Below are 4,326 nucleotides of genomic sequence, written 5' to 3'. Positions count from 1 at the left end.
GGCCGGTGACGAGCGGAGGGGGGTACCCACCGGTGGCGATCGGGGGATGGCCCGGCCGGTGACGACCTGCGGGTGCGTCGGCCGGCGGCGATCGGGGCGCGCGGAGCGGTGACGGTCCTGCGGACCGCACCGTCCGGATGTGCCGCCCGGGTGCGCCGCATCCCGTCCGGAGAGACGATCACCGCCTGCCGGAGCAGCGGGCACGTGCCGACCGGTGAAGCGATCACTGCCCGCCGACCGCAGAGACGACCGCAGCCGCCGCGGAGGCGATCGGGGCGGTCTGTGTCACCGTCCTACCGGTGGTCCGGTGCCCGCCCTACTCCGGGTGGGCCACCGCCTCCTTCTGCAACTGCACCGCCGCCAGCAGGCTCAGACTCGGCTCCGCCTGGCGCAGCGCCTTCACGGCGGCGACCGAGGTGATGTCCCCGGTGAAACCGACCTGGGCCAGCCGGTCGCGCACCCACCCGGCCCGCAGCTGCCCCTCGCTGGCCCCGGCGATGTCCTCGACGAGCGCGACGGCCCGCTCCAGCCCCGGCCGCTCCTCCTCCGCCGCCCCGTCCAACGCCTCCCGCAGCGCCGCCGTGATCAGGTCCGAGTCCCGGAGGACCAGCACGAGGTCCTGCTTCTTGGTGAATCCAGCGAATCCCATGTGGATCATGGTGGACGCGGCGGACGGCCCTCTTCAAACCACTTGAGCAGTTCCAGAGCCTTGCCCTCCGTTTCGCGCCGCGCGCCCCGGCGGCTACGCGTCCGCGTACTTCGTGTCCGCCGCCGGGTCCAGGGCCAGGCGGTAGCCGCGTTTCACCACCGTCTGGATCAGCTTCGGGGCCCCCAGCGCCGTACGCAGGCGGGCCATCGCCGTTTCCACGGCGTGTTCGTCGCGGCCCGCGCCGGGGAGGGCGCGGAGCAGGTCGGCGCGGGCGACGACCCAGCCGGGTCGGCGGGCGAGGGCGCGCAGCAGGGACATGCCGGCCGGGGGCACCGGCTTGAGGCGGCCGTCGACCAGGACCGCGTGGCCGCGGATCTCCACCTGGTGGCCGGCGACGGGCAGACAGCGGGCGCGGGCGGGCAGTTCCTGGCACAGGAGCTGGACCAGGGGACCGAGGCGGAAGCGCTCCGGCTGGACCGTGTCCACCCCGTGGGCCTGGAGGGGCAGCGCGGTGACCGGGCCGACGCAGGCCGGCAGGACGTCGTGGGCCAGGGCCGACAGCAGCTCGTCCCGCAGGCCCCGGTCCTCCGCGCGGGACAGGAGGGAGGCCGCGGCGGGGGCGCTGGTGAAGGTGAGGGCGTCCAGGCCGCGGGTGACGGCCGCGTCCAGGAGGCGGTCCAGGGGGCTGATGTCCTCCGGCGGCATCCAGCGGTAGACCGGGACCGGGACCACCTCCGCGCCGGCGGCCCGCAGCGACTCGACGAAGCCGGGGAGGGGCTCGCCGTGCAGCTGTACGGCGATGCGGTCGCCGTCGACGCCCTCCTCCAGGAGGCGGTCGAGCACCTCGGCCAGGGACTCCGAGGTGGGCGACCACTCCTCGGTGAGGCCCGCCGCGCGGATCGCGCCCTTGACCTTCGGACCGCGGGCCAGCAGCCGTACCCCGCGCAGCCGGCCGAGGAGCTGCTCGCCGAGGCCCCAGCCGTCGGCGGCCTCGACCCACCCCCGGAAGCCGATCGCGGTGGTGGCCACGACCACGTCCGGGACCTGGTCGATGATCTCCTTGGTGGCGGCGAGCAGTTCGCTGTCGTCCGCGAGCGGCACGATCCGCAGCGCGGGGGCGTGCAGGACGGTGGCGCCGCGCCGCTGGAGCAGGGCGCCCAGTTCCTCGGCCCGGCGCGCGGCGGTGACACCCACGGTGAACCCGGCGAGGGGGCCGTGCTCGGGTTGCTGCTCTTCGTCGTACATGGGGCTCTCCTAGCTGACCGGCACGCCGAACGAGCCTGTCAACTCCGCGTGACAGGCTCGGTTCGGCTTGATGTCACCGGTGTTACGTCACACCTCGGCATAGTTGAGCTGGGCCTTCTCCTGCGAGGCGGCCGTGGTGGCGGGAATCCGGCCCGCCGGGCGGCGAAGGTATACGGCCCAGGTGACCGCGAAGCAGACACCGTAGTAGGCGAGGAACGCGACGAACGCGCCGGTGCCGGAGCCGTAGGAGAGGAAGGACTGGCGGAAGGCGAGGTTGATGCCGACACCGCCGAGCGCGCCGAGCGCGCCGATGAGGCCCATCGAGGCACCGGAGAGGCGCCGGCCGTACGCGACGGCGGCCTCGCCCTCCAGGCCCTTGGCCAGCGCCTTGGCCTGGAAGATGCCGGGGATCATCTTGAACGTCGACCCGTTGCCGAGCCCGCTGAGCACGAACAGCACGACGAAGACGGACACGAACAGCGGCAGCGACTTGTGCATGCTGGCCGCGATGAGCACGGCGGTGGCGGCGGCCATGCCGACGTAGTTCCACAGGGTGATGCGGGCGCCGCCGTAGCGGTCGGCGAGCCAGCCGCCGAGGGGGCGGATGAGGGAGCCGAGCAGCGGACCGATGAAGGTGAGGTACGCGGCCTGGAGGGGGGTCCGGCCGAACCCGTTCGTCAGCACCTGGCCGAAGGCGAAGCTGTAGCCGATGAAGGAGCCGAAGGTGCCGATGTAGAGGAAGGCCATGATCCAGGTGTGGCGGTCCCGGGCGGCGTCCTTGGCCGCGCCGGTGTCGTTCTGCACCGAGGCCAGGTTGTCCATGAACAGCGCGGCGAGTACGGCGGCCACGACGATCAGCGGGATGTAGATGCCGAGCAGCACGCGCGGGCCGCCGCTCGCGCCGATGATGGCGAGCGCGACGAGCTGGATGACGGGGACGCCGATGTTGCCGCCGCCCGCGTTGAGACCGAGCGCCCACCCCTTCTTCCTCAGCGGGAAGAAGGCGTTGATGTTGGTCATGGAGGAGGCGAAGTTGCCGCCGCCGATACCGGCCAGCAGGCCCACCAGGAGGAAGGTGGAGTACGACGTCCCCGGCTCCATCACCCAGAACGCGGCGACGGTCGGGACGAGCAGCAGGCTCGCCGAGACGATCGTCCAGTTGCGGCCGCCGAAGACGGCGACGGCGAAGGTGTACGGCACCCGGACCACCGCTCCGACCAGCGTGACCACCGAGGTCAGCAGGAACTTGTCGGCCGGGGTGAGGCCGTACTCCGGGCCCATGAACAGGACCAGCACGGACCACAGGGTCCAGACGGAGAAGCCGATGTGCTCGGAGAGCACGGAGAACCACAGGTTCCGGCGGGCGATCCGCTCCCCGGTCGCCTGCCAGAATCCCTCGTCCTCCGGATCCCAGCGCTCGATCCAGCGGCCACTGCGACGGGTAGGGGCTGGGGCTGTCATCACGCCTCCACGGGGCTCCGGCTGCTCGGTCTGCCAACCACTGACTGAGCCCGAAGGTAGGGAGGGCGCGTTTCCGGCCTGTGGCTGTGGGTGACCGGAAGGGAACGTTGCTCTCACTCGCCGGGGGAGCGGGTGGTGAGGGGGCCCGCGGCTGCCGGGGGCGCGGATCGCCCGTTCCTACTCCAGCAGCCGTTCGGCGTCCGCCGGGACCCAGGGGAAGGGCACGTCGGGCCACCGGGCGGCGGCCCACGCGTCGAGATCGACAGCGAGGACGGCGTCGACGAAGGCCCGCGGCGGCCGGTAGCCGTGAGCGGTGACGTAGTGGGTGATCAGGAACGGGGCGGCGTAGGCGATGCCGGCCTCGCCCGGGATCCGCAGCTCCCCGTTCCCCTCCGGGGCCTCTGCCCCGGGGCACAGGTCGCACGCGTGGACGCCGAGGCAGACGTTCATCCGCTGGACCCGCTGGACGCCCCGCAGCCGCTCCGCGAAGCCCGCGGGCACGGGCCCGGTCGGGTACGGCCGTCCGGCTTCCAGCCATCCGACGTTCAGACGGACGTACTCGGGCCGGTACCAGAGCGCGCGGAACGACTCGCTGTCCTCGAACGTGTCCTCGTCCTGGTACGTGTACGCGCTGAGATCCTCGAAGAACACCCGCACATCATCGCCGCACGCGTGCCGGGCACGGGGCGGGCCGGCCGCCGTCAACAGGGCCGGTACGGGGGGTTCCGGTGTTCCCTTCGCGCGGGCACTGTGGGGGAGACCCCGCTCGGTTTCTGCCTAGGCGGTGACGCACATGGCACTCGGTAGCGCCACACCCGCGTACGAGCTGCGGTTCGATGCCGGGCGGGTGTGCCTGGACCTGCTCGCCACCTCCCATCCGGACGAACGGCTGGACGGGGTGGGGGCGTTGTGCGCGTGGATCCGGGGGGCCGGGCTGGTGCCGGGCGGTACGGCGCTGGAGCATGCCGACG

Annotated in this window: 5 protein-coding genes; 1 reads left to right on the top strand and 4 read right to left on the bottom strand. The window is 72.7% G+C overall.

Features of this window, described 5'->3' with window-relative positions:
• Window positions 1-316 precede the first annotated feature (316 nt).
• From CCN44_RS25355 to CCN44_RS25340, 4 genes are all read right to left on the bottom strand, one after another.
• Complete coding sequence (locus CCN44_RS25355) at window positions 317-649, bottom strand: hypothetical protein (RefSeq protein ID WP_059249823.1); 333 nt, start codon at window positions 647-649, stop codon at window positions 317-319.
• Window positions 650-742: 93 nt separating this feature from the next.
• Complete coding sequence (locus CCN44_RS25350) at window positions 743-1,894, bottom strand: uroporphyrinogen-III synthase (protein WP_059249822.1); 1,152 nt, start codon at window positions 1,892-1,894, stop codon at window positions 743-745.
• A gap of 87 nt (window positions 1,895-1,981) precedes the next feature.
• Window positions 1,982-3,355, bottom strand: coding sequence for a nitrate/nitrite transporter (locus CCN44_RS25345; protein WP_086699831.1), 1,374 nt, complete (start codon window positions 3,353-3,355; stop codon window positions 1,982-1,984).
• Window positions 3,356-3,532: 177 nt separating this feature from the next.
• Window positions 3,533-4,006, bottom strand: coding sequence for a DUF7919 family protein (locus CCN44_RS25340; protein WP_086699828.1), 474 nt, complete (start codon window positions 4,004-4,006; stop codon window positions 3,533-3,535).
• A 142-nt stretch (window positions 4,007-4,148) separates the two neighbouring features.
• Between CCN44_RS25340 and CCN44_RS25335 the strand changes: the two genes are divergently transcribed.
• Window positions 4,149-4,326 (top strand): ABATE domain-containing protein (locus tag CCN44_RS25335; protein ID WP_208639838.1); only part of this gene is annotated, 178 nt, incomplete at its 3' end.

Source organism: Streptomyces tricolor, from assembly GCF_002155905.1.
Classification (GTDB): Bacteria; Actinomycetota; Actinomycetes; order Streptomycetales; family Streptomycetaceae; genus Streptomyces; species Streptomyces tricolor.
The sequence above is the reverse complement of the archived record's forward strand: the minus strand, read 5'-3'. Positions and strand labels throughout refer to the sequence as shown.